This is a genomic window from Streptomyces sp. TRM68416 (assembly GCF_014596915.1).
GTDB lineage: Bacteria > Actinomycetota > Actinomycetes > Streptomycetales > Streptomycetaceae > Streptomyces.
This window is the reverse complement of the sequence record NZ_JACVWU010000023.1, coordinates 59692-79776: the sequence shown is the minus strand read 5'-3', so window position 1 is coordinate 79776 and position 20085 is coordinate 59692. Positions and strand designations below refer to the sequence as shown.

Here is a 20085-nt window from a genome sequence, read left to right as displayed (position 1 = left end):
TGGAGCGGGGGGTGGTTCAGCGACGGTGCTGGTGCGGGTGTGGCGCTCATCGTCCGCTTATGGCATGACCAGGTCAAGAGTGAAAGTGGCCGCGACGGCGTGAACCGCTCGGTCGCGTCGGCGTGCATCGCCTCTGCGGTGGCGGCCGGGCAGTGTACGTGGAGGCCGGTCCCGTGGGTGCGGGCCTGGGGGAAGTGCACTCGTGAGGGTGAGCGCCGGGTGCGTGACCCTCCGGCACCGGGGGACAGTGAAGGGTCCGCACACAAGAGGAGCCGCACGCTCCGGGTTCGTCCCCGGACCACACCCCAGAGGACTGGCTGATCATGGGCGGATCAGCGCCACGACGGGAGCGTCAGGCGCGGGCGGAGCCGACCCGCTTCATCGACCGGCGCGCCGAACTGGCCTCGGGCAGAGCGCTGTTGGCCATCTCGCGGCTGGTCACCCTGACCGGCCCGGGCGGCGTGGGCAAGACCCGCCTCGCCCTGCGCCTCGCGGACCGCGTCCGGCGCACCTTCCCCGACGGCGTCCGCACCGTGCACCTGTCCGGCCTCGACGACCCGGACCTCGTACCGCTCGCCGCCGCCGACGCCCTCGGCCTGCACGACCACTCCGCGCGGCCCCCGCTGACCGCGCTCGTGGAACACGTACGCGACCGTCGGCTGCTCCTCGTCGTCGACAACTGCGAACACCTGCTGACCGCCTGCGCCGAACTCGCCGCCGCCCTGCTGCGCGGCACCCACGGCGTCCGGATCCTCGCCACCAGCCGCCACCGCCTCGGCCTCACCGAGGAACACCTCCTGGACGTACGGCCGTTTCCGGTCCCCGACCCGGACGACGACCCGAACGCAGGCACCGCCTTCCCGGCCGCACGCCCGAGGCCCGGCCCACACTCCGCCCCGCCCGACCGCACTCACGCGGACACACCCCCGCCGACGTCGACCCCGGTGCCCCACGGCCGCACCCGAACCCACGCAGCGGGACCGCGCGCGGCCTCGACGGTGCGCGCGACGTCGCCACCGACCGCCCCCGACGGCCACTTGGCCAGAGCCGTGCCCCCGCCACCGACCGCCGCCGATCGGCATCCGGCCGGGGTCGTGACGCCGGCGGCGCCCGGTGCGGACCGGCACCTGGCCGGGGGTGTGACGTCGGCGGCGGCTGTCGCCGACGACCAACCCCCTGGGGCCGCGCCCCTGACGCCGACCGCCGCCCACCGCCACCCGACCGGAAACCTGCCCCCGCCACCGACCGCTGCCGACGGCCGTTCGGCCGGGGGTGCGCTCCTGGCTTCGGCCGGGGCCGACGGGTGTTTGGCTGGGGGTGTGCCTTCGACGCCGGCCGTTGCTGACGGCCGTTCGGCCGGGGGTGCGCTCCTGGCTTCGGCCGGGGCCGACGGCCACCCGGCCAGGGGCATGGCCTCGACGCCGGCCGGGGCCGACCGGCATCCCGCCCTTGCCCTCTTTGCCGACCGAGCCGCCGCAGTCGTCCCCGGTTTCCGGCTCACCGCCGCCAACCGCGCCGCCGTGGCCCGCCTGTGCCGCCGTCTCGACGGCCTGCCCCTCGCCATCGAACTCGCCGCGGGCCGCCTGCGCGACCTCACCCTCGACCAGCTCCTCGCCGACCTCGACGACCACTACCGCCTCCTCGCCGACGCCGCCCCCGACACCCTCCCCCGCCACCAGACCCTGCGCGCCGCGATCGACTGGAGCCACGAACTGTGCACCCCGCACGAGCGGCTGGTCTGGGCCCGGGTGTCGGTGCTGGCCGGAGGGTTCGACCCGGAGACGGCCGAAGCGGTCTGCGGGGAGACGAGGGGCGGCGGGGACGTCCTCGAAGCCCTCGTCGGCCTGGTCGACAAGTCCGTACTGTGCCGGGAGGCCGGGCCCGGGCAGACCGTGCGGTACCGGCTCCTCGACACCCTGCGGCACTACGGCCTCGACCGGCTGCGCGAACGCCCCGGCGAGGAGGCCGCCGCACGGCGACGGCAGCGCGACTGGATGCAGCGGCGGGCCGCCGCCTGCGAGCGGGCCTGGTTCGGACCCGGCCAGCGGGAGATCGTCGCGCGGCTCAGGGCCGACCAGGACAACCTGCGTGCCGCCCTGGACTTCAGCCTCGGCACCCCCGGCGAACAACGTGCCGGACTGCGGCTCGCCGGCACCCTCTGGTTCTACTGGCACGCCTGCGGCGCCCCCCGCGAGGGCTGCCACTGGCTCGCCCGCGCCCTCGCCGCCAACCCCGAGCCGACCCCGGAACGGGCCCGCGCCCTGTGGGTGGCCGGACTCCTCGCGGCCGGCACCCAGGACTTCGGCCAGGGCCGCCGGCTCGCCGAGGAGGGCCGCGCGCTCGCCCGCGACCTGGGCGAGGCGGCCGAGGCGGCGCACGCGGACTACGTCGTCGGCGTCATCACGCTGTTCAGCGACGACCTCCCGGCCGCCCTGACGCACTTCGAGGCCGCCGCCGCCCGCGGCCGCGTCCCCGGCCAGCACCTCAGCCTCGTCGGCCTCGACCGCGTGGAACTCGCCTGCGCGCTGAACTTCCTCGGCGAGGCCGACCGTGCCGTGGCCGTCTGCGAGGAGGCCCGCCGGCTCTGCGTGCGCCACGGCGAGGAGTGGGTGCACTCCTACCTCCTGCGCATGCTCGCCCTCGCCTGCGCGGTCAAGCGGGACTGGGCACAGGCCGAACGGCACGCCCGCCACGCCCTGCGCCTGAAGTCCGCCGTCAACGACGTCATCGGCATCGCGCTCACCCTCGACCTGCTCGCCCACGTCGCCACCGAGCAGGACGGCGACGCCCACGAACGCGCCGCCGTCCTGCTCGGCGGCGCCGACCGGGTCTGGGCCGACATCGACCGGGACCGCTGGGGCGCGGCCACCCTCATGACCACCCGCCGCGCCAGCGAACACCGGGCCCGCGAGGCCCTCGGCGGCCCGGCCTACCAACGCGCGTACCGGCGCGGCCGCGCACTGGACCTGGACCGCCTCGTCGCCCACGCCCTCGACACGGACAGCGGGGAGGCCGGGGAAGCCAGGGAAGCCGGAGTACCCGGGGAAGCCGGGCGAGCCGGGCCAGCCGGGGAAGCCAGGGAAGCCGGAGTACCCGGGGAAGCCGGGCGAGCCGGGGGACCAACCCCGCCCGCCCCCCTCACCCCCCGCGAGTCCCAGGTCGCCGAACTCGTCGCCCAGGGCCTCGCCAACCAGCAGATCGCCGACCGCCTCGTCATCGCCCGCCGCACCGCGGAAGGCCACGTGGAACGCATCCTCAACAAACTCGGCCTCAACAACCGCAACCAGCTCGCCACTTGGATGACAACCCGACACCGAATGCCCCTACATCGCGAAGGGACCCTGTGATCCCCCAACAGACACCCACCCAGCCCCCTGCCCCCACCCCCACCCCCGCTCCCGCCCCCACCCCCTTCGACCACCGCATGACCGTCTTCGGCGCCGACGACGAGTTCGTCGCCGACGCCGTTCCCTTCCTCGCCGAGGCGCTGGCCGCCCCCGACGAACCGCCGCCCGTCGCCGTCGTCGCCCCCGACCGGATCGACCTCCTGCACGACGCCCTCGGCACCGACGCCAAGGGCGTCCGCTTCGTCCCGCACACCGACTGGTACACCGGATCCGCGGCCAACGCCGTCGCACAGAGCGCCGGTTACCTGGCCGCGCACGCCGGCCCCGGCGGCCGTATCCACCTGCTCATGGAACCCGTCTGGGGCGGCCGCGCCGGAAGCTCCCCGCGCGAGACCGCCGAGTGGATCCGCTACGAGGCGCTCGCCAACCTCCTGTTCGCCCCGTTCGCCACGACCGCCCTGTGCGTCTACGACACCCGCGTCACCGGCCCCGCCCTCGTCGCCGCGGCCCGCAGGGCCCACCCCGGCACCGGCGTCTACGAGGAGCCCCCGCGGCTCGCCGCCGAGCTGGACTCCGTACCCCTGCCGCCGCCCCCGGCGGACGCCCGTCCGCTCGACCGGCCGGAGGCCGCCGCCGACGCCGTACGGGAATGGGCCGTCGGGCGCGGACTCGCGGCGGCGGAGGCGGAGTTGTTCGCGATGGCCGTGACCGAGGCGGCCGCGGCCATCGCCCCGGTCACCGGCGCCCGCCTGTGGGGCACCGCACCCGCCTGCGTCGGCGAACTGCGCACCGCACGCCCCGTGGCCGACCCGCTGGCCGGCTTCGTACCGCCGCCGAGCGGGGAGCTGGAGCCCGGCCAGGGCCTGTGGTACGCCCGCCAGGTGTGCGCCTACGTCGACGTCCGCGACGACGCCGAGGGCGCCACCGTACGCCTCCAGTACGGGTAGCGCCGCCCTACGCAGGTAGGTAAGCAGGTATTCCTCCCCGTGTGCCGCGGCCGCGGGGAGGCCACCCTGGGAGGCATGCTGCAACTCTCCGGGGGTCGTCGCCCGGGCCCCGACCACCGACACGGCTCCTTCCCTCAACCGCCCATGGGAGCCGGTCACTTGAGCGTCGAGTACGACCCCCGCCCGCGCGCCGTCCGGGAGGCCCGGGCGGCGGTCCGCCGGCAGTTGGAGGGATGGGGGCTCGCGGAGCGGCAGGACGTGCTGGACACGGCCGAACTCCTGGTGAGCGAACTCGCCACCAACGCCCTGCTGCACTCCGCGAGCCGCTTCCGGCTCACCCTCTTCGCCGCGCACGGCGTGCTCCGCTGCGAGGTGCAGGACCACGGCCGCCGCACCCCGCAGGTGCTGGACGCCGGCGCTTCGGAGAGCGGGCGGGGCATGTTCCTGGTGAACGCGCTGGCGCAGAGGTGGGGTTGTCAGCAGGACGGGCCGCGCAAGACCGTCTGGTTCGAGCTGCGGACGTGCGACGGTTCGTCCTGCCGTGCCGGGGCGTCGGCGGACTGCGGGTGAGCGGGGGCTGACCGCACCCCCGGGTGGCGTCGCCGCATGTCGATGTAGTCCCGGGCCTCCGGGCGGGGTACCTCAGCCGTATGGCCGAAACCTCGGGGAACACTCAAGCACCGCTGGACTCCTCCGCACCCGACTCCACGTCCCGCAAGTCCAGTTGGAAGTACATCGGTCCCGGCATCGTGGTCGCCGCCACCGGCGTCGGCGCCGGAGACCTGGTCGCCACCCTCATCGCGGGCAGCAGCTTCGGGTACACGCTGCTGTGGGCCGCGGTCCTCGGCTGCCTGGTGAAGATCTCCCTCGCGGAGGCGGCCGGGCGCTGGCACCTGTCCACGGGACGCACCCTCTTCGAGGGCTGGGCGAGCCTGGGCCGCTGGACGACGTGGTTCTTCGTCGGCTACGTCGTGATCTGGGGGTTCGTCTACGGCGCTGCGGCGATGTCGTCGAGCGCGCTGCCGCTGCAGGCCCTCTTCCCGGACGTGATGGACCTCAAGTGGTGGGCCGTGGCCTGCGGTCTGGTCGGTCTGGTCTTCGTCTGGTTCAACAAGTACGCCGTCTTCGAGAAGGTCATGACCGTCCTGGTGGGCGTCATGTTCGTGGTGACGGTGTACCTGGCGGTCAGGGTCACCCCGAACCTCGGCGACGCCTTCGCGGGCCTGCTGCCGGTGCTGCCGGACGAGAAGGACTCCGTCCTCAACACCCTCGGCCTGATCGGCGGCGTGGGCGGCACGATCACGCTGGCCGCGTACGGCTACTGGGTCAACGCCAAGGGCTGGACGAACACGGGCTGGATGAAGGTCATGCGCCTGGACAACCGGATCGCCTACGCCACCACCGGCGTCTTCGTCGTGGCGATGCTCTTCGTCGGCGCGGAACTGCTGCACTCGGCGAACATCGCCCTCGCGAGCGGCGACAAGGGCCTGGTGCAACTGGGCGACATCCTGGAGGACGAGTACGGCACGGCTACGGCGAAGTTCTTCCTGATCGGCTTCTTCGCCACCTCCTTCACCTCGCTGATCGGCGTCTGGCACGGGGTGAGCCTGATGTTCGCTGACTTCGTCGCGCGCTACCGCAAGGGCGACGAGGCCCGCGGCGAGGACGTCGCCGCGGGCCGTCGTGAACGCTCCTGGCCGTTCCGCGCCTATCTGCTCTGGCTCACCTTCCCGCCCATCGTCCTGGTCTTCCAGGGCCAGCCCTTCCGCCTGGTCATCATCTACGGCGTGCTGGGCGCGGCCTTCATGCCGTTCCTGGCCGGCACCCTCATCTGGCTCCTCAACTCCGCCCGCACCCCGCGCGAATGGCGCAACGGCCCGCTCAGCAACGGCATGCTCGCCATCGCCGGCCTGATGTTCCTGGTGCTGTGCGTGAAGCAGATCTGGGACCAGCCGTGGGCGGACTTCTTCTGACCGCCCGTCAACCGCGGCCCCTACGGCAGCCCGTGCACGTGCGGTCCCACCGTGTTCGACCACGCGTTGCCCGCCGTGGCGTCCCAGTTGGTGGACCACGTCATCGCGCCGCGCAGGTCGGGATAGGTGCGGGGCGGCTTGAAGGTGCCGCAGTTGGTGGCCCTGGTCAGGCAGTCCAGGGCGTTGTTCACCACCGTCGGCGACACGTACCCGCTGCCCGCGCCCCGGGTGGAGGCCGGCAGGCCGAGGCCGACCTGGGACGGGGACAGTCCGCCCTCCAACTGGATGCAGGCGAGGGCCGTCAGGAAGTCCACGGACCCCTGGCTGTACACCTTGCCGTCGCAGCCCAGCATCGAACCGCTGTTGTAGTACTGCATGTTGACGACCGTGAGGATGTCCTTCACGTTCAGCGCGGTCCGGAAGTACGCGTTCGACGTCGACTGCATGTCGATGGTCTGCGGAGCCATCGTCAGGACCATCGACGGACCGGCCTTCGCCGACAGCGACCGCAGCGCCTGCGTCATGTACGTCGCGTTGAGCCCGTTCTCCAGGTCGATGTCGACGCCGTCGAAGCCGTACTCCTGCATCAGCGCGTACACCGAGTTCGCGAAGTTCGTCGCGGACGCGGCGTCGTTGACCGTGACCGTGCCGAGCTCGCCGCCGATCGAGATGATCACCTTCTTGCCGGCCGCCTGCTTCGCTCTGATGTCCGCCTTGAACTGGGCGACGGTGTAGCCGCCGAGCCCGGCCGAGTCCAGGTTGAAGGTCACCGCGCCCGGTGTCGCCGTCGCGTCGGCGAAGGCCACCGCGATGATGTCGTACTGGGCCTGGACGTCCGCGAGCCGTTGGACCGTCGCGCCGTTGTTGAAGTTCTGCCAGTACCCGGTCACGGCGTGCTTCGGCACGGTCGGGTCCGTGGGAGTCGCCTTCGTCGTCCCGGTCACGGTGGCCGACTTCGGTGACTCACCGGCCGCGTTGGTGGCCGTGACCTGGAACGAGTACGAGGTGGCGGCGGCCAGGCCGGTGACGGTGGCCGAAGTCCCGCTCACCGCGGTCACCTTCGTGCCGTTGCGGTAGACGCTGTAGCCGGTCGCGCCCGAGACCGTGTTCCAGGCCAGGGAGACGGAGGAGGAGGTCGTGCCGGAGACCGCCAGCCCGCTCGGCGTGGCCGGGACCGTCGGCTCGGGGTCGGTGCCGCCGCCTCCGTCCGGCCCGTACACCGAGATGTCGTCGGCGTAGTAGGCCGCCTGCCCGTACCAGCCGTGCGTGTACACGGTCACCGACGTGGTCGAGGCGCCGGTGGTGAAGGTCGTCGACAGCTGCTTCCAGCTGGTGGAGTCCGGCGTCCAGGTCGACACGTCCGTGCCGCCGGTGCCGGTCACCCCGAGGTAGGCGTACCCGCCCCGCACCCAGCCGCTCAGGCTGTACGTCGAGTTCGGCCGCACCGCGACCGTCTGGGCGCAGCGGGCGTTGTCCTGGCCGGCGGGCGTCGCCCGCAGCGCGGCCGAGCCGCCGTGCGCGGGGGAGGGGACGGTCGTACCGCTGTTCGCGGAACAGGTCCAGTGGGTCAGGCCGGACTCGAAGCCGGCGTTCCTGGCGTTGTTGATGTCGGCGGCGGAGGCCTGGCCGGCGCCCGCGAAGGAGAGGGCCAGCGCCGCGGTCACGGCCGACGACCACAGTCGTGTCGATCGTCTGCGGGGGGACAAACGTCTGTGTGTGGACATGCCAAAGACGTTGGTCCAGACCAATCGGCTTGTCAAGAGCGGGCGGCAAGATGCTCAACCTGCCCCGATTTGGCGCAACTTGTGAAACGGCAGTTCCTTCATAGCTGCAGAAACGCTGTTCTCCGGTCACAGACCCGTGGATACAGTGCTCGGGTAGTCACGCAGTGAAGTCGACGGGGTGTACCGGAGTGACGCCGGTCGGGCCGGCGGGCATGGGGAGTGGGGAGCTGCGCGTGCCAACTGCCATCGCCGTGACCAGCGCCGACCTGGCGCTGCCGGCACAGGACGAGCGAACCGTGCCCGCCGTCGTGCTCCCGGACCTGGACCGGCAGCCGCTCGACCGGTCCCTGACCGCCCTGCAGGCCGCCGTCGACCAGCACGGCCATGTGATCGTCGTCTGCTCCCGGGCCACCGACCCCGGCGCCGAACGGCGGCTGCGCACCCTGCGCTCCCTGATGGAGAGCGACCGCATCGCCCTGTTCCACCCCGAACTGCCCCCGCTCGCCCTCGCCGTCCTCGCCCGCCAGTTGCGCCAACTGGCCTCCTGCGATCTCGGCCCCGGCGTCCTGGCCTCCGCGGGCCGCCTGCTCACCCACTACCTCCACGCCGGAGCGCTCCTCGGCTCCGTCGCCAAGCTCGACCGCATCCCCGTAGGGCTCAGGTCGCACGCCAAGTCCTGGGTCCCCGGCAGTCAGTTCGCCGTGGTCGCCCACCCCGAACCCCAGTTGGTCCGCCTCACCCCCGAAGCCGCCCTGACCGGCCCCGAGTTCGCCACCCGCATGCTGGTGGCCCGGGGGCAGCTCCAGGGCGACTGGGTCACCGACAAACTCGCCAAGTCCTGGAACGTCCAAGGGCTGCGCGAGGTCCCGCTGCCCGCGCAGTCGGCCGGCTGGTGGGGGACGGGCCGGCTGATCGAATTCTGCTCCTACCTCTCCGACCTGTCGGTGCTCTATCAACTCGTCACCTCGGTACGGCAGAGCCCCTGCCACTGGTGCGGCATCGACGTCATCGGCGACCGCTGCGTCTTCTGCTCCGCCCTCCCGTCCGCCCCCGAGACCCGCGCAGGCTGACCGGCCCGTAGGGCTCCGCCCCGACCGATCCCGACCGATTCCCCCAATGAGGTTGCACGGTTCATGAACTCCCGTCAGCGCCGCGGCGTGATACTCCTGATCCTGTCGGTCGTCTGCGCCCTCGGCGCCTTCGCCGGCGTGCTGTCCGTCATCAACGACGCCGAGTCCAAGGTCGGCCCCGAGGTCACCGCCTACCGGCTCAAGACGCAGGTGAAACCCTACGAACCGCTCGGCGCGGCCCAGTTCGAGAAGATCTCGATGCCCGAGCGGTGGCTGTCGGAGACCGCGGTCACCGATCTCCGCGAGATCCAGGGCAAGATCGCGATCACCACCCTGCGCAAGGGCTCCCTCCTCCAGAGCGACATGATCGTGGCCCAGCCCGCCCTCCGGGCCGGACAGCAGGAGGTCGCCATCATGATCGACGCGGCGACCGGCGTCGCCGGAAAGATCACCCCGGGCTCCCGGGTCAACGTGTACGCCACCTTCAAGGGCGCGCGCGAGGGCGACCCCGCCCAGTCCAAGATCATCGTCACCAACGCCCAGGTCCTCGACGTCGGCGAGCTGACCCCGCTGGAACCCGACGCCGACGACCGCACCCGACGGCCCACCGACGCCGTCCCGATCACCTTCGCGCTCTCCGCCATCGACGCCCAGCGCATCACGTACGCCGAGTCGTTCGCCCAGCGGGTCCGCCTCGCCCTGGTGGCGCCCGGCAGCGACACCACGGTCCCCGAGTCGGACCGCACGTACGAACTCGCGAAGGACAAGTGAGAGGCCCATGCCCACGAGGATCCTCCCGGCGGTCGGCGACGCGGACGCGGTCCGCTCCGTGACGACCCTGCTCAGCCAGCTCCCGGACGCCGAGCCGATCGCCCCCGTGGTCGACTCCACCCAGCTCGTCGACACCCTCGCCCGCCTCGCCGCCGAGTCCGTCGACGAACTGCCCGAGGTCGTGGTCGTGCACGAGCGGATCGGCCCCGTCCCCGCCCTGGAACTCATCCGCGAAGTCGCCCTGCGCTTCCCGGCCGTCGGCGTCATCCTCGTCACCTCCGACGCCTCCCCCGGCCTCTTCCAGGCCGCCATGGACTACGGCGCCCGCGGCCTCGTGGCCCTCCCCCTCAACTACGAGGAACTCGCCAGCCGCGTCCAGGCGGTCGCCCAGTGGTCCGCGGGCGTCAGGCGCCATCTCGGCGGCGCCATCGAGGTGTACACCGGAGTCGGCGGCACCGTCGTCTCCGTCAACGGCGCCAAGGGCGGCACCGGTGCCACCGTTGTCTCCGTCCAACTCGCCCTCGCCGCCCAGGCCTCCGGCCGCTCCACCGCCCTCGTCGACCTCGACCTCCAGACCGGCGACATCGCCTCCTACCTGGACGTCCAGTTCCGCCGCTCCGTCGTCGACCTCGCCACCATCACCGACATCACCCCCCGCGTCCTCGCCGACGCCGTCTTCCGCCACGACACCGGGCTCGCCCTGCTGCTCGCCCCCGGCGAGGGCGAACGCGGCGAAGAGGTCACCGAGCGCGCCGCCCGGGGCATCGTCAGCGCCCTGCGCACCCGCTACGAGGTGGTCGTCGTCGACTGCGGCGCCCAGATCAGCGGCGCCGGAGCCGCCGTCGTGGAGATGGCCGACACGGCCCTGCTGGTCACCACGCCGGACGTGGTCGCCGTCCGCGGCGCCAAACGCGCCGTACGCATGTGGGACCGCCTCCAGATCCGCAAGGCCGAGGAGACCACGGTCGTCGTCAACCGCCACACCCGCGGCACCGAGATCCAGCCGGCGCTGATCCAGAAGATCACCGGCACGGCGGTGGCGGGGACGCCGGTACCGGCTGCCTTCAAGGAACTCCAGGGCGTGGTGGACGCGGGGCGCCTGCACGAACTGGACAACAAGAGCACCGTGAAGCAGGCACTGTGGGCGCTGGCGGGGGAGCTGGGGCTGGTGAAGGCCGGCGCGGTCGACCGCAGGGCCGGACGGGCGGCCTTTCGGAGGCGGAAGGAGGGCGGGGGATGAGTGGGTGTGGGGGGCGGCAGGGAACGAACCGGCGGGCGCGTGCGCTTGCGCCGAGACGCGACCGGGGCCAGGTCACCATCGAGTTCCTCGGCATGACCCCGCTGATCATCCTCACGCTGGTGCTGCTGTGGCAGTGCGTGCTGGTGGGGTACACGTTCACGCTCGCGGGGAACGCTGCCGACATGGCGGCACGGGCGGGGACGGCGGCCGAGGACCGGCAGGGCGCCTGCCAGGAGGCGGGGCTGAGGCACCTGCCGGGCGCGTGGGAGGGCGGTGCCCAGGTGAACTGCGGCGAGAGCGGCGGACTGGTCACGGCCGACGTCCACTTGGAGGTGCCGGTCCTCTTCCCCGGCGCGATCGGCTTCCCCTTCCAGGTCGACGGGCACGCGGGCGCCGTGATCGAGGAGGGGGGACCGAGATGACGTACGGACACCATGACCGCGACCGGCGTGACCGACGCGACCGTAACCACCGGCGTGACCGCGGCCAAGTGGCCATCGAGTACCTCGGCTTCATCCCCATCCTGATCCTCGTCGCCATGGCCGCCGTACAGATCGGACTCGTCGCCTACACCGCCCAGCAGGCCGGCACCGCCGCCCGCACCGGCGCGCGCAGCGCCTCGCTCGACGGCCCCTACGCCCAGGACTGCAAGGCCGCCGTCAGCAGCTGGCTGGCCGACGGCACCGGCTGCACCAGCGCGCGACTCGGCGACGAGGTACGGGTCACCGCGAGCATCGTCATCCCGTCCGTCGTCCCCGGCTGGGACTTCGGCGACGCCACCAAGTCGGCCACGATGCCGCTCGACGCGGGAGGAGCACCCGAATGAGCCTGCGTTCACGCATCAACCTGCCCGAGGAGAACGGCAGTCGGGGCGAGGACGGCCACCTGGTCTCCTCCTACCGTGCCAAGCTCCTGGAGGAGATCGACCTCGCGGAGATGAGCGCGCTGGCCGCCGCCGAGCGCCGGGCCCGGCTGGAGCGCGTCCTCGGCCACATCATCAGCCGCGAGGGCCCGGTGCTGTCCACCGTCGAGCGCTCCCAGCTGATCCGCCGGGTGGTCGACGAGGCGCTCGGCCTCGGCATCCTCGAACCCCTCCTGGAGGACGCCTCCATCACCGAGATCATGGTCAACGGCCCCGACGCCATCTTCGTCGAACGGGCCGGCCGAGTGGAACAACTGCCGCTCCGCTTCCCCTCCCACGACCAGCTGATGCAGACCATCGAGCGGATCGTGTCGACGGTGAACCGGCGCGTCGACGAGTCCAACCCGATGGTGGACGCGCGCCTGCCCTCCGGCGAGCGGGTGAACGTCATCATCCCGCCCCTGTCCCTGACCGGCGCCACCCTCACCATCCGCCGCTTCCCCCGCTCCTTCACCCTCCACGAGATGGTCGGCCTGGGCTCCCTGGACGAACACATGGTGTATCTGCTGGCCGGACTCGTACAGGCGAAGTTCAACATCATCGTCTCGGGCGCGACGGGCACCGGCAAGACCACGCTCCTGAACGCCCTGTCCGGCCTCATCCCCGAGGTCGAACGCATCATCACCATCGAGGACTCCGCCGAACTCCAGCTCCAGCAGGGCCATGTGATCCGCCTGGAGTCCCGCCCCCCGAACGTCGAGGGCCAGGGCCGGGTCACCATCCGCGACCTGGTCCGCAACTCCCTGCGGATGCGCCCCGACCGGATCGTCGTCGGAGAGGTCCGCGGAGGCGAGTCGCTGGACATGCTCCAGGCGATGTCCACCGGCCACGACGGCTCCCTCGCCACCGTGCACGCCAACAGCACCGAGGACGCCCTGATGCGGCTGAAGACCCTCGCCTCCATGTCCGACGTCGAGGTCCCCTTCGAGGCCCTGCACGACCAGATCAACAGCGCCGTCGACGTCATCATCCAGCTCACCCGCTTCCCCGACGGCGCCCGCCGCATCACCGAGATCGCCGTCCTCGACAGCCACGGCGGCGAACCGTACCGGCTGGCCACCGTCGCCCGCTTCCACGCCCGCCCCATGGCGGCGGACGGCCGCGTCCACGGCACCTTCGAGTACTTCCCGCTCCCACGCCGTACCGCCGACCGCCTCTACATGGCGAACCAGCCGGTACCGCAGGCCTTCGGCGTCGCGCAGTCCGCGGGGCAGTTGGCCCTCCGGACGGCCAGGTAGGGAGGAACCGATGGAACTCCAGACGCTCATCACGCTCACCACCGGCATCACCCTGCTGACCTGTGTCCTCGCCGTGGCCGGCCTGCACGCCTACGCCATGGGCCGGGCCCAGCGCCAGGCCCTGGTCGAGCGGCTCACGGCAGCCGGCCAGATCACCGGCCCCGGCCGCCGACGCCGCTTCCACAACCTGGACCGCCGACTCCGCCGTACCCGACTGGGCCGGAAACTCGAACTGCGCCTCGCCGCGACGGGCCTGGACGTCACCCCTGGCGAGTTCTTCGTCTACATGCTCGCGGCGGTCGCCGGCCTGTGGCTGATCGGCCAGGCCACCCTGGCCCCCTTCTTCGGCCCGATCGCCGGACTCCTCGGCATCTGGGTGGCCGTACAGTTCCTCAACTGGCAGCGCCAAAAGCGCATCGAACGCTTCATCAACCAACTCCCCGAACTCGCCCGCATCCTGGCCAACGCCACCCAGGCGGGCCTCGCCCTGCGCACGGCCATCGGCATGGCGGCGGAGGAGCTGGAAGCCCCGGCGGGCGAGGAACTGGGCAAGGTGGCCAACCAGTTGGCCATCGGCGCCTCGATGGACGACGCGCTGGGTGAACTGGCGGACCGGCTGCCCTCGCGTGAGCTCGTGGTGCTGGTGACGACCCTGGTCCTGTCCAACAGGGCGGGCGGCCAGGTCGTCAGCGCCCTGCGCAACCTGACCGAGACCCTGGAGGAGCGCAAGGAGACCCGCCGGGAGATCCGCACCCAGCTCTCCCAGGTGAGCATGACCTCGTACGCGGTCCCCGCGCTGGGCATCGGCTCGCTCTTCCTCATGAACGGCGTGAAGGACGGCGCGCTGGACCGCATGACCGGCTCCCCGGCGGGCCAGATGGCGGTGATCGTCGCCTTCGCGCTGTACGCGGTCGGCTTCGTCATGATCCGCCGCCTGTCACGGATCGACGTCTGAGGGGGGAGGCTGACGTGGTTGCTCTGCTGCTGGCCCTGCTGATGGGCCTCGGAGTGTGGGGCGTCTTCGCGGGCGTCCGCATGTACCGCGCCGACGCGAAACTGCCCGACGACCTGGCCCTGGCCCTGGAGGTCGGCGCCACCAGGACCGGCGCCGTGGACTCCGTCGTCGACCGGATGGGCATGCGGTACGCCCCCGCGGTGCTGCGGCTGATGGGCCCCAAGCAGGTCGCCAAGTACCGCCGCAAGATCGACCTGGCGGGCAACCCCGGCGGCCTCACCATCGACCGCTACGCGGCCCGCCGAGCGGTATACGGCTTCCTCGGCGCGGTGGGCTTCCTGGTCTTCCTGATGCGAGGTCAGTTCCTGGTCGCGCTGCTGCTGTTGGCCTTCGGCGCGTTCTGGACGGAGGTCGGCATCTGGTCGGCCATCCGGATCAGGAAGGACGTCATCGAACGCACCCTCCCGGACTTCCTCGACGTCCTCGCGGTGGTCGTGAGCGCAGGACTCGGCTTCCGCCAGGCCCTGGAGCGGGTGGCGTCGCGCTACGAGGGCCCCTGGGCGGACGAACTCCGCATCACCCTCCGCCAGATGGACCTGGGAATGAGCCGCCGCCAGGCCTTCGCGGAGCTGCGGCGCCGCAACGACTCGGAGCAGGTGGCGATGTTCGTCACGGCATTGCAGCAGGGCGAGGAACTGGGCGCACCCATCGTCGACACCCTGGTCGCGCTGGCCAAGGACATGCGCCGAACCGACGCCCAGAACGCCCGGCGCAAGGCAGCCCGGGCAGTCCCCAAGGCCACGATGATGATCACCACCTTCATGGTCCCGGCAACGATGATCCTGCTGGGCGCGGGGCTGCTCCTGGGGTCGGGGACCGACTTCGGGTCGATTACGGGGGAGTAGGGGGAGGGACGAGTGCGATGTGGGTGACCGGGGTGAGGGTGAAGCGGGGGGCGGTGGCGGTGGAGCCGATGGCGGCGACGACGGCGACGGCGGCGGCGGCGACGACGGCGGCACCTCTGCGGGGACGGCCTGCGGCCGCCGATGGTGCTCAGCCCCGACAGGGGCCACCCGCACCCGACCACGAAAGCCGCACGGGTGGTGCGGGTGGGAACGAAAACCCGGCCGAAGGCCGGGTACCCCCCGCTACACCCGCACCCGCACCCGCACCCGGACTCACCCTCCAGGTCAACGCCCTACAAGCGATGTGCCGCCAGGTCTTCGGCTTCCGCCTGGCCATGATCGCCCTCTCCGCCCCCGTCGCCCTCCTCAACGCCGCCCCCGGCCTGGGCACCCGCCTGGTAGGCGCGGCAGTGGTCGTCACCTTCATGGCCTCCTACGCCCTCTTCAGAGACTGGGAACGCTTCGGCCCCCTCCTCCTGCGCCACCCCACCCTCCTGGCCCTGGACACCCTCTTCGGCTCCCTCCTCCTGATCTCCGCAGGCCCGGACACCCCCCTCGCCTACGTCAGCGTCTGCACCCCCCTCCTCGCCGGCATCGTCTACGGCTACCGAGGCGCCGCCGCCTTCGCCAGCCTCCAGTCCCTGATCCTCCTCCTCGTCTACGCGACCACCGCCGACGCCGACACCACGCTGGCGGAGAAACTCCTCCTCCCCGGCTTCTGCGTCATCACCGGCGCGGTCGGCTCGGCCCTGCGCGGCCTCATGCTCCGTTTCGGCGAGGCGACCCACGCCCTGACCGCCATGAAGGCCCGCCTCGCCGTCGCGGAAGCGGTGGCCGCCGAACGCGCCCGCCTGGCAAGGGAGATGCACGACACGGTCGCCAAGACCCTCTACGGCGTGACGATGGCCGCGGAGGGCCTGGTGGCGACGGCGGCGGCCACCCCCACGAACCCCGCCCTCCTCAAGCAACAGGCGGAACTGGTGGCCCGCTCCACCCGCAGGGCCGCGGCGGAGTCGAGAGAGGTCCTGGCAGACCTGCGCCGGGAATCGGACCCGCACACGACCACGGACCTCTTCACCGAACTACGGGCCCGCACGACGGACTTCACCACCCGCACCGGCCTCCGAACGACCTACCACCAAACCAGCCCTCCCGCCCCCGTCCCACCCGCGGTGGCCCGCCACCTCCTCTCCATCGCCACGGAAGCGATGGAGAACGCACACCGCCACGCATCCCCCACCCATGTGGAGGTACGCGCCGGAGTCCACGGCGACCTGATCCGCATCAGCGTGTACGACGACGGCCGCGGCCTCCCCACCGGCACGAGCCTGGAACACCTCCGCAAGGCAGGACACTTCGGCCTGCTCGGCATGGTCGAGCGCGCAGCTTCCGTAGGCGCCCGCATCCGCATGGGCCGAGGCGACCACCCACGCGGAACGGAGGTCCTCGTAGAACTCCCCCTGGCAGCACTGACCGCACCCACGACGACGTGACACGGACTCCCCACACCGGACCGAGAGGAGGCAGCAGCCCCATGCAGCCGCCCCCGAGCACCCCGTTCGAGGAACTCGCGCCACCCACTCCGGTCACCCCTCTCCGGATCGTGATCGCGGACGACAACCCGGTCGTCCGCGCGGGCCTCACCGCCCTCCTCTCCGGCCGCGAGGACATCACCGTCGTAGCCGAGGCGGCGGACGGCCGCGAGGCCTGCGAGGCGGCCCAACGCCACCGTCCCGACGTCGTCCTCCTGGACGTCCGCATGCCCGGAGTAGACGGCCTGTCAGCCCTCCCGCACCTGGTAGAAATCGCCCCGGTCATGATGCTCACGTACACCGGCGAATCGCAGATCATCGAGGAGGCCCTGCGCAGGGGAGCCGACGGCTACCTGGTCCACGGCGAGTTCACGGTCCCCGAACTGATCGAGGCGATCCGAGACATCAAACAGGGCCGCCCCCACTTCACCCCGACCGCGGCGGGCGCCCTGCTGTCGAGACTCCGCCGGGACAGGCAAGCGGGCGAGTCGGCGGCACCGATGACAGAAGATTCGCAACAGCATACGGACCACTCCCTTCCGCCCCTCAATCCAGCCAACCCTCTTTCGCAAATGCAACCACCTGTGGGACAGTCCTCCAGTAGGCTCCGATTCCAACTCAGCGCAAGGGAGGCGGAGATCATGGACCTCATCGCATCCGGCATGACCAACCAGCAAATCGCCGCCACCTGCTTCATCAGCGAGAAGACGGTCAAGAACCACATCAACCGCATCTTCGCCAAGCTCCACAGCACCAGCCGCGCCCAAGCCGCCGCCAAGTGGCTGGGGGTGACCTGACATGGCCCGACTTTGGGCCCCCATTTGGGCCCACGGACCCTCGGCCTCCCGCCGGACCCCGCCCTACGGTGCGTCCACCGCAGCCGCGACCGGAGGGGAACACCATGAAGCACTGGATCAGGACTCGCGCCGCCCTGGGGGACAAGGGGCAGACGGCGGTGGAGTACCTGGGGATCATCGCGGTGGTGGTGGCGATTGTGTTGGCTATTACGGGGACGGATATCGGGAACACGATCTACACGGCGATTGTGGACCAAGTGAACGAAGTCATCGGCGGCTGAAGCGACAGGCCCACCGGTACGGCGACGCAGGGCAGGCTTTCCCCATCTACATCACAGTGGTGGGGGGCCTGCTCTTTCTCGCGTTCGCGTACCTCGCAGTCGGCCAGGCCGCAGCAAACCGTAACGGCGCCCAGACAGCCGCAGACGCGGCGGCGCTTGCCGCAGCGCAGGACACCCGGGATCAACTCGCGGACAAGTGGGTGGAGGACGTACTCGACCCGACGCAGTGGCAGGACATCTTCGACGGGTTTGCGCCGGGCCTCGAACTGTCATGCTGGCGAGCAGGGGAGCTGGCTGCGCTGAACGACGCCCATTTAGAGGGAGAGGGCTGCGCGAAGACGGGGCCCCTGGAGTACACGGTCGAGGTCCAGACGGACAAACCCATCGGGGACTCCATCGTCCCGGGTGTGGAGGGAAAGCAGGCGAGAGCATCCGCCAAGGCCGTGATCGAGTCCCGTTGCGATTTTGAACTACCCGGCGAAGAAGCCGGGGACGACGAACTGCCCCAGCTCGCCTGTGAAGAAGGCAGAAACTGGCTCCTAGACCCGGATAACCTCACTGATCTGCCGGGCCCGGAAGACCTCTTCGACGTCCATCTGGCCGACTGACGAGCGAACGACGAGTTGACGAGGGAAGCAGAGGCATGAGCATTCGGTTCACTACGAAGGCCCGCAAGGGGTTGGTCGCGTTGAGCGTTGCAGCCGGTTTGGCCCTCGGCGTGGCCGGCTGCGGCGGAGGAGACGACGAGAAGAAGCCGCAGGCGACGGCTTCCGTGCCAGAAAAGGGCGGGTCGAACCCAAGCGCTCAGGAAGGCCAGGCTGACGAGCCGTTGGCCGAGATGAAGGGCTCAAACGGCCTTCTGCTCCAGCTCACTTCAGCGGCACGCGATGCCGGCGGCTTCGTAACGGTGAGCGGGATCCTGAAGAACGACGGCGCCGATCGGATCACGGTGCCCGCAGCTGTGCGGGGAGACGAGACGGAGATTTTGCGGCACGGGATGTCGCTTGGAGGAGCCACTCTCGTGGACAGCAAGGCGAAGAAGCGCTACTACGTCCTGCGCGACACAGACGGCAGGCCGCTCACGACAACCGGCTTCTCGTCCCTCAAGGCGGGCGAATCCATTGCCGTCTTTCTCCAGTTCCCGTCCCCCCCGGCCGAAACAACCGAAGTCACCTTCCAACTCCCCACGTTCGCTGCCGCCCCCATCCAGATCTCTGGCTGAGGCAGCGCCATGACCACCACCAAGAACCTCACCACAGCGATGGCCGCCGTCACCGTCATGCTGGCCACCACGCTCTACGGGGCAACCGCGGCCCAAGCCGACGAAGACCCCAGCGTCCCCCCAGGGACCGAAGCCACGGCCACCGCCCCCGTGGAGGTGGACGCGAACGACCCGGACCTGAAGCTCCCCGAGGGCGCCACCCTCGCGGAACCGAAGGTTCTGGACATCAAGCAGGTCGTCGAAGACCAGAGCGGCGACGAACGCCGTGAAGACACGAACGCCGACGTGAAGTTCGCACTGCAGGCGGAGGTGCTGTTCCCGAAGGACAGCGCGAGGCTGAACGGCGAGGCAAAGGCACGCATCGCTGCGATCGCCGAAGAGATCAAGGCTCAGAACGCGACGAAGATCCGCGTCTTCGGCTTCACGGACAACCTCGGCCCCTCGGCCCACGGCGACGTCCTGTCCAAGAAGCGAGCCAACGCCGTGGAGGGAATCCTCAAGAGCGAGCTGAACGACCCGAACATCACCTATGAGGTACGCGGCTACGGCGAGCAGTACCCCATCGCATCCAACGCCACGGAGGCCAGCCGCAAGAAGAACCGAAGGGTCGAGGTCTCTTTCCCTCGCTCGGACAACTGAACGGAAGAGACCAGCCACCGTGTCTCGGTGTGGGCCGCCCGCTTCTGGGTCAGTGTCGTGCTTCCGCGAGCCGAGTAAAGGGCGCTGCGCTGCGCTCCGCGTCGGCTGCGCCGATGGGCCTGCGGCCCACCCTTGACTCGGCTCGCTCCAGCACGGGGGAGAAGCGTGCGGGCGGCCCGGGAAGGCGGGTGGCCGACCGGGGTGCACACCCACGCCGCCGACAAGGCTCACGGAGTGGGCGGCGCGTCAGCGCCTCGCCAGCACGCCGGGCTGGCATAGCGGCTTCCGGTCGGTGGGTGGTGCGCGTCGGCGGGGTGGCGGCACGGCGGGTGGTTTTGGCGGCGAGCGGCCCATTGGTTCGAGGCCCTCGCGGTGACGCCCCCGCCGTAACGCCTCGCCAGTCACAGCATTCCCACCACCCCCACCACTGCCACTCAGGACGGTGATTGGCAGATGTGGGCCAGATCAGCACCAGTCCCACCGGAGACTCTGCTTCCAGCCTGGCCCAAATCTGCCAATCGC

The 20085-nt window shown here is 71.1% G+C and carries 19 protein-coding genes; 18 read left to right on the top strand and 1 reads right to left on the bottom strand.

Annotated elements, in window-relative coordinates; translation table 11 throughout:
* Positions 1-323 precede the first annotated feature (323 nt).
* The 4 genes from ICC28_RS40840 to ICC28_RS31125 all read left to right on the top strand — a co-directional run bounded on the left by ICC28_RS40840 (position 324) and on the right by ICC28_RS31125 (position 6267).
* Positions 324-3347, top strand: coding sequence for an ATP-binding protein (locus ICC28_RS40840; RefSeq protein ID WP_223189977.1), 3024 nt, complete (start codon positions 324-326; stop codon positions 3345-3347).
* Positions 3344-4294 (top strand): MEDS domain-containing protein, encoded by a 951-nt coding sequence (locus tag ICC28_RS31135; protein ID WP_282703967.1) that lies wholly within the window; start codon positions 3344-3346, stop codon positions 4292-4294. The genes ICC28_RS40840 and ICC28_RS31135 overlap by 4 nt, the downstream gene beginning before the upstream one ends.
* A gap of 144 nt (positions 4295-4438) precedes the next feature.
* Positions 4439-4864 carry an ATP-binding protein gene (locus ICC28_RS31130; protein ID WP_223189975.1) on the top strand — a complete coding sequence of 142 codons (426 nt, stop codon included), beginning with the start codon at positions 4439-4441 and terminating at the stop codon, positions 4862-4864.
* Positions 4865-4944: 80 nt separating this feature from the next.
* On the top strand, positions 4945-6267 hold the full coding sequence (locus ICC28_RS31125) for an Nramp family divalent metal transporter (protein WP_188292105.1): 1323 nt from the start codon (positions 4945-4947) through the stop codon (positions 6265-6267).
* Positions 6268-6287: 20 nt separating this feature from the next.
* Here ICC28_RS31125 and ICC28_RS31120 read toward each other — a convergent pair whose 3' ends face one another.
* Entirely contained in the window at positions 6288-7991 is a 1704-nt protein-coding gene (locus ICC28_RS31120) for a chitinase (RefSeq protein ID WP_188292104.1), read from the bottom strand.
* A gap of 212 nt (positions 7992-8203) precedes the next feature.
* Here ICC28_RS31120 and ICC28_RS31115 point away from each other — a divergent pair, with 212 nt between their 5' ends.
* From ICC28_RS31115 to ICC28_RS31050, 14 genes are all read left to right on the top strand, one after another.
* Positions 8204-9061, top strand: a complete 858-nt coding sequence (locus ICC28_RS31115) for a hypothetical protein (protein ID WP_188292156.1) — start codon at positions 8204-8206, stop codon at positions 9059-9061.
* Positions 9062-9124: 63 nt separating this feature from the next.
* Positions 9125-9832, top strand: a complete 708-nt coding sequence (gene cpaB, locus ICC28_RS31110) for a Flp pilus assembly protein CpaB (protein WP_188292103.1) — start codon at positions 9125-9127, stop codon at positions 9830-9832.
* Positions 9833-9839: 7 nt separating this feature from the next.
* The gene (locus ICC28_RS31105) at positions 9840-11072 is read left to right on the top strand and encodes a CpaE family protein (RefSeq protein WP_188292102.1); all 1233 of its coding nucleotides are present in this window, start codon (positions 9840-9842) and stop codon (positions 11070-11072) included.
* A complete protein-coding gene (locus ICC28_RS31100) occupies positions 11069-11494 on the top strand; it encodes a TadE family protein (RefSeq protein WP_188292101.1) in 426 nt (141 codons plus the stop codon). Before ICC28_RS31105 ends, ICC28_RS31100 begins: the two co-directional genes overlap by 4 nt.
* Positions 11491-11898 (top strand): TadE family protein, encoded by a 408-nt coding sequence (locus tag ICC28_RS31095; protein ID WP_188292100.1) that lies wholly within the window; start codon positions 11491-11493, stop codon positions 11896-11898. Before ICC28_RS31100 ends, ICC28_RS31095 begins: the two co-directional genes overlap by 4 nt.
* Positions 11895-13232, top strand: a complete 1338-nt coding sequence (locus ICC28_RS31090; protein ID WP_188292099.1) for a CpaF family protein — start codon at positions 11895-11897, stop codon at positions 13230-13232. Before ICC28_RS31095 ends, ICC28_RS31090 begins: the two co-directional genes overlap by 4 nt.
* Before the next feature lie 10 nt (positions 13233-13242).
* On the top strand, positions 13243-14187 hold the full coding sequence (locus tag ICC28_RS31085) for a type II secretion system F family protein (protein WP_188292098.1): 945 nt from the start codon (positions 13243-13245) through the stop codon (positions 14185-14187).
* Positions 14188-14201: 14 nt separating this feature from the next.
* Positions 14202-15092, top strand: a complete 891-nt coding sequence (locus ICC28_RS31080) for a DUF5936 domain-containing protein (RefSeq protein WP_282703960.1) — start codon at positions 14202-14204, stop codon at positions 15090-15092.
* A 68-nt stretch (positions 15093-15160) separates the two neighbouring features.
* Entirely contained in the window at positions 15161-16585 is a 1425-nt protein-coding gene (locus ICC28_RS31075; protein ID WP_188292154.1) for a sensor histidine kinase, read from the top strand.
* Positions 16586-16626: 41 nt separating this feature from the next.
* Entirely contained in the window at positions 16627-17421 is a 795-nt protein-coding gene (locus tag ICC28_RS31070; RefSeq protein WP_188292097.1) for a response regulator, read from the top strand.
* Between the two features lie 104 nt (positions 17422-17525).
* On the top strand, positions 17526-17702 hold the full coding sequence (locus tag ICC28_RS31065) for a hypothetical protein (RefSeq protein ID WP_188292153.1): 177 nt from the start codon (positions 17526-17528) through the stop codon (positions 17700-17702).
* Positions 17699-18310, top strand: a complete 612-nt coding sequence (locus tag ICC28_RS31060; RefSeq protein ID WP_188292152.1) for a pilus assembly protein TadG-related protein — start codon at positions 17699-17701, stop codon at positions 18308-18310. Before ICC28_RS31065 ends, ICC28_RS31060 begins: the two co-directional genes overlap by 4 nt.
* A gap of 35 nt (positions 18311-18345) precedes the next feature.
* Positions 18346-18924 (top strand): hypothetical protein, encoded by a 579-nt coding sequence (locus tag ICC28_RS31055; protein ID WP_188292096.1) that lies wholly within the window; start codon positions 18346-18348, stop codon positions 18922-18924.
* Between the two features lie 9 nt (positions 18925-18933).
* The gene (locus tag ICC28_RS31050; RefSeq protein ID WP_188292095.1) at positions 18934-19563 is read left to right on the top strand and encodes an OmpA family protein; all 630 of its coding nucleotides are present in this window, start codon (positions 18934-18936) and stop codon (positions 19561-19563) included.
* Positions 19564-20085 lie beyond the last annotated feature (522 nt).

What these genes read in the sequence shown, in the direction of transcription:
- ICC28_RS31055 (WP_188292096.1), top strand. Translation starts at nt 18,346, where the DNA reads ATGAGCATTCGGTTCACTACGAAGGCCCGCAAGGGGTTGGTCGCGTTG.
- ICC28_RS31120 (WP_188292104.1), bottom strand. Translation starts at nt 7,991, where the DNA reads ATGTCCACACACAGACGTTTGTCCCCCCGCAGACGATCGACACGACTG.
- ICC28_RS31070 (WP_188292097.1), top strand. Translation starts at nt 16,627, where the DNA reads ATGCAGCCGCCCCCGAGCACCCCGTTCGAGGAACTCGCGCCACCCACT.
- ICC28_RS31085 (WP_188292098.1), top strand. Translation starts at nt 13,243, where the DNA reads ATGGAACTCCAGACGCTCATCACGCTCACCACCGGCATCACCCTGCTG.
- ICC28_RS31100 (WP_188292101.1), top strand. Translation starts at nt 11,069, where the DNA reads ATGAGTGGGTGTGGGGGGCGGCAGGGAACGAACCGGCGGGCGCGTGCG.
- ICC28_RS31125 (WP_188292105.1), top strand. Translation starts at nt 4,945, where the DNA reads ATGGCCGAAACCTCGGGGAACACTCAAGCACCGCTGGACTCCTCCGCA.
- cpaB (WP_188292103.1), top strand. Translation starts at nt 9,125, where the DNA reads ATGAACTCCCGTCAGCGCCGCGGCGTGATACTCCTGATCCTGTCGGTC.
- ICC28_RS31095 (WP_188292100.1), top strand. Translation starts at nt 11,491, where the DNA reads ATGACGTACGGACACCATGACCGCGACCGGCGTGACCGACGCGACCGT.
- ICC28_RS31050 (WP_188292095.1), top strand. Translation starts at nt 18,934, where the DNA reads ATGACCACCACCAAGAACCTCACCACAGCGATGGCCGCCGTCACCGTC.
- ICC28_RS31065 (WP_188292153.1), top strand. Translation starts at nt 17,526, where the DNA reads ATGAAGCACTGGATCAGGACTCGCGCCGCCCTGGGGGACAAGGGGCAG.
- ICC28_RS31105 (WP_188292102.1), top strand. Translation starts at nt 9,840, where the DNA reads ATGCCCACGAGGATCCTCCCGGCGGTCGGCGACGCGGACGCGGTCCGC.
- ICC28_RS31090 (WP_188292099.1), top strand. Translation starts at nt 11,895, where the DNA reads ATGAGCCTGCGTTCACGCATCAACCTGCCCGAGGAGAACGGCAGTCGG.
- ICC28_RS31115 (WP_188292156.1), top strand. Translation starts at nt 8,204, where the DNA reads ATGGGGAGTGGGGAGCTGCGCGTGCCAACTGCCATCGCCGTGACCAGC.
- ICC28_RS40840 (WP_223189977.1), top strand. Translation starts at nt 324, where the DNA reads ATGGGCGGATCAGCGCCACGACGGGAGCGTCAGGCGCGGGCGGAGCCG.
- ICC28_RS31075 (WP_188292154.1), top strand. Translation starts at nt 15,161, where the DNA reads ATGGCGGCGACGACGGCGACGGCGGCGGCGGCGACGACGGCGGCACCT.
- ICC28_RS31130 (WP_223189975.1), top strand. Translation starts at nt 4,439, where the DNA reads ATGGGAGCCGGTCACTTGAGCGTCGAGTACGACCCCCGCCCGCGCGCC.